This window comes from Bradyrhizobium sp. P2_E8, assembly GCF_056403875.1.
On record NZ_JBFUES010000821.1, the window covers coordinates 1 to 3,440 of the forward strand.

Sequence of the window (3,440 nt, forward strand, 5' to 3'; positions counted from 1 at the left end):
CCTCGATCGTCTTGCCATCCCTGGTGTGAAACGTGATGTCGTAAACCTGCTGGTAGAGGTCTTTGCCGACCTGTTCGGATGCGAGACGAACGGCCTTGGTCTGCGCCTCGATCACGGATGGGATATCAATCAGGCCGGCGTTCTTGAGGTGCGTGAGGGCCATGTTCGTGGGCCAACTCGCGCAGTCCGGAGACTTCGCCAGAGCCACCGCAGCCGGCATGGCAAATATTGCGACCAGMATGCCGGCGAGCACGCCGGTGAAGGATTTCGTCACCGACATCSCGATATGCGGCTTGTGCGGCTTCARCGCGCCGAARTAGCGCTCRTAGATCAGCCTGCCCCGGYGCAGCACSGCGATKCCGTCGGYRTAGGTCTCCTCCAGCATCTTYGCGAAGGTCATGGGRCGGCCGTCCRTGGTGRYCGARGCGACCGCGCCGATGTCWTGGTCYTCGCGCGGCATGCGCCCAACAAATTTGTTCATCGGCTGACGAGACATACCGCTTGAGAAACCCAGGCGACATTTAATCCGCCACGGCGCTTGGCCGCCCCTACTCCCACTCAATCGTCCCGGGCGGCTTGCTGGTCACGTCGTACACCACCCGGTTCACGCCCTTCACCTCGTTGATGATGCGCGTGGCGGTCTCGCCCAGGAACTTCATGTCGAACTGGTAGAAGTCCGCGGTCATGCCGTCGGTGGAGGTGACGGCGCGCAAGCCCACGACGTAGTCGTAGGTGCGGCCGTCGCCCATGACGCCGACGGTCTTCACCGGGAGCAGCACGGCGAAGGCCTGCCAGATGTCGTCGTAGAGGCCGTGCTTGCGGATCTGGTCGATGTAGACGGCGTCGGCCTTGCGCAGGATGTCGAGCTTGTCGCGGGTGATGTCGCCGGGGCAGCGGATGGCGAGGCCCGGGCCCGGGAACGGGTGGCGGCCGACGAAGATTTCGGGAAGGCCGAGCTCGCGGCCGAGCTTGCGCACCTCGTCCTTGAACAGCTCGCGCAAGGGCTCGACGAGCTTCATGTTCATGCGCTCGGGCAGACCGCCGACATTGTGGTGCGACTTGATCGTCACCGAGGGGCCGCCGGTGAAGGAGACGCTCTCGATCACGTCGGGATAGAGTGTGCCCTGCGCGAGGAAGTCGGCGCCGCCGATCTTCTTGGCCTCAGCCTCGAACACCTCGATGAAGAGGCGTCCGATGGTCTTGCGCTTCGTTTCGGGATCGGTGACGCCTTCGAGCTCGCCGAGGAACTGCTTGGAGGCATCCACGTGCACGAGCGGGATGTTGTAGTGGTGGCGGAACAGATCGACCACGGTCTTGGCTTCGTCGAGACGCAGCATGCCGTGGTCGACGAACACGCAGGTGAGCTGGTCGCCGATCGCCTCGTGGATCAGCACGGCCGCCACCGCGGAATCGACGCCGCCGGAGAGGCCGCAGATCACCTTGCCCTTGCCGACCTGGGCGCGGATCTTGGCGATCTCCTCCTCGCGGAAGGCGCGCATGGTCCAGTCGCCGGTGAGGCCCGCGATCTTGCGCACGAAGTTGCGGATCAGCTTGGCGCCGTCGGGCGTGTGCACCACTTCGGGGTGGAACATCAGGCCGTAATATTTGCGCTTCTCGTCCTGGATGATCGCGAAGGGCGCGTTCGGCGAGGTGCCGGCCACCGAGAAGCCCGGCGGCATCTTGGTGATGCGGTCGCCATGGCTCATCCAGACCTGGTTCTTGCCGCCTGGTGACCAGACGTCCTCGAACAGCTTGCTCTCGGCCTTGACCTCGACATCGGCGCGTCCGAATTCGCGGTGATGGCCGCCCTCGACGGTGCCGCCGAGCTGCTCGGCCATGGTCATCTGGCCGTAGCAGATGCCCATCACGGGAACGCCGGACGCGAAGATCAATTGCGGGGCGCGCGGCGAGCCGGCCTCGTGCACCGATTCAGGCCCGCCGGAGAGGATCACCGCCTTCGGCTTCATCTCCAGAAAAGCCTGTTCGGCCTTGTTGAACGGGACGATCTCGCAATAGACGCCGTCCTCGCGCACGCGACGCGCAATCAGCTGCGTCACCTGGCTGCCGAAGTCGACGATGAGAATCTTGTCATGCGCCGAGGCCACTGATGGCGTCGACGCGGAGCGGTCGTTCTGTGCTGCTGTCATGGCAAGCAGATACGCGACGGCGCGACGACCCGCAACCGCGCAGGTTTGTGCGCCCACATTCTTCTTTGGGCATGGACAAACGGATATAGGTCAGTATTATTGACCTAACTTGCCCCACCCTTCAACCAGGGGCCGATCAGGGAGAATGCCATGCCACAGCACCATCAGCCATCATCGCTTGCCGCGCTCGGCCGGACCTGGGTCGAGGCCTGGAATACGCGCGATCTCGAGCGCGTGCTCACGCTCTATGACGAGACCGCCGTGATGACCTCGGACCGCATCCCCGCGCTGGGGTTCGACGCCAGCGGCACCGTGCGCGGCAAGGACGCGTTGCGGGCGTACTGGGGCAAGGCGCTCGGGTTTGTGCCGGAGCTGCACTTCACGCTGATCGATGTGTTCGTCAGCCCGGACAGCATGGTGGTGTTCTACGCGAACGAGCGGGGGAAGAAGATCTGCGAGTATCTGCGGGTGAATGACGCCGGGCTGATCGTGCAGGGGTCGGCGAACCATCTGGTGGGGTGACGCGTATTGAGCGGTGCCGCCCCACCCACCGCTGTCATTCCCCGCGAAGGCGGGGAATCCAGTACGCTGAGGCCTGTCGATTCAATCACGACCGTCTCGGCGTACTGGATCGCCCGCCTCCGCGGGCGATGACAGCGAGAGGGCGGAACGCTCTTGCCCCAAGCTCGTCGTTGCGAGCGCAGCGACTTGTCCGCCGACGCCTTGGCGAAGGCGGAAGCGATCCAGACGGCCTCCGCGGATGCATTTCTGGATTGCTTCGCTGCGCTCGCAATGACGGAGACTGGGGCAACGGCCTGCGCTAACACCGGCATTGCCGGCTCTGAGACAGGATCCCCCATGAAACTCCCCACCTCCCCCTTCACCGTCACCGACTGGAGCAAGGTCGAGCCGACCACGCATGCCGGGGAGACCGGCCAGGCGCTGTGGCGCACGCTCAATATCGGCGAACTCCGGGTGCGGATGGTCGAGTATTCGCCGGGCTATCTCGCCGACCATTGGTGCGACCGCGGCCACGTGCTGTACGTGCTGAAGGGCGAGCTCGACTCAGAGCTGCGCGACGGCCGCAAGTTCAAGCTCACGGCGGGGATGAGCTACCAGGTTTCGGACTTCGGCGACGCCGCGCACCGGTCCTCGACGGCCACCGGGGCGACGCTGTTCATCGTCGATTGAGATGCGCCGGAGTGGTTAATTTGCACCGCAAAATAGAAAATCCGGGCGAGGTACCGGGCGGCGGGTGATGCCTTGAAGTGGCCCAAAATTCTCGCTATATTG

3 protein-coding genes and 1 pseudogene are annotated in these 3,440 nt (G+C 64.3%); 2 read left to right on the plus strand and 2 right to left on the minus strand.

The window, feature by feature from the left end:
* Together AC1D00_RS32455 and guaA are read right to left on the minus strand one after the other, a co-directional pair.
* Positions 1-280: pseudogene (locus AC1D00_RS32455) on the minus strand (hypothetical protein); the annotation flags it as partial.
* 268 nt (positions 281-548) lie between these two features.
* The gene (gene guaA / locus AC1D00_RS32460; protein WP_477013475.1) at positions 549-2,147 is read right to left on the minus strand and encodes a glutamine-hydrolyzing GMP synthase; all 1,599 of its coding nucleotides are present in this window, start codon (positions 2,145-2,147) and stop codon (positions 549-551) included.
* 150 nt (positions 2,148-2,297) lie between these two features.
* On the opposite strand from guaA, the gene AC1D00_RS32465 reads away from it, so the two are divergent.
* Both AC1D00_RS32465 and AC1D00_RS32470 read left to right on the plus strand, forming a co-directional pair.
* Positions 2,298-2,669: a nuclear transport factor 2 family protein gene (locus AC1D00_RS32465; RefSeq protein WP_477013476.1), complete on the plus strand. Its 372-nt coding sequence runs from the start codon at positions 2,298-2,300 to the stop codon at positions 2,667-2,669.
* Between the two features lie 336 nt (positions 2,670-3,005).
* Positions 3,006-3,338, plus strand: a complete 333-nt coding sequence (locus tag AC1D00_RS32470) for a DHCW motif cupin fold protein (RefSeq protein ID WP_404555615.1) — start codon at positions 3,006-3,008, stop codon at positions 3,336-3,338.
* The last annotated feature ends 102 nt before the right edge of the window (positions 3,339-3,440 follow it).

What these genes read in the sequence shown, in the direction of transcription:
- AC1D00_RS32470 (WP_404555615.1), top strand. Translation starts at nt 3,006, where the DNA reads ATGAAACTCCCCACCTCCCCCTTCACCGTCACCGACTGGAGCAAGGTC.
- guaA (WP_477013475.1), bottom strand. Translation starts at nt 2,147, where the DNA reads ATGACAGCAGCACAGAACGACCGCTCCGCGTCGACGCCATCAGTGGCC.
- AC1D00_RS32465 (WP_477013476.1), top strand. Translation starts at nt 2,298, where the DNA reads ATGCCACAGCACCATCAGCCATCATCGCTTGCCGCGCTCGGCCGGACC.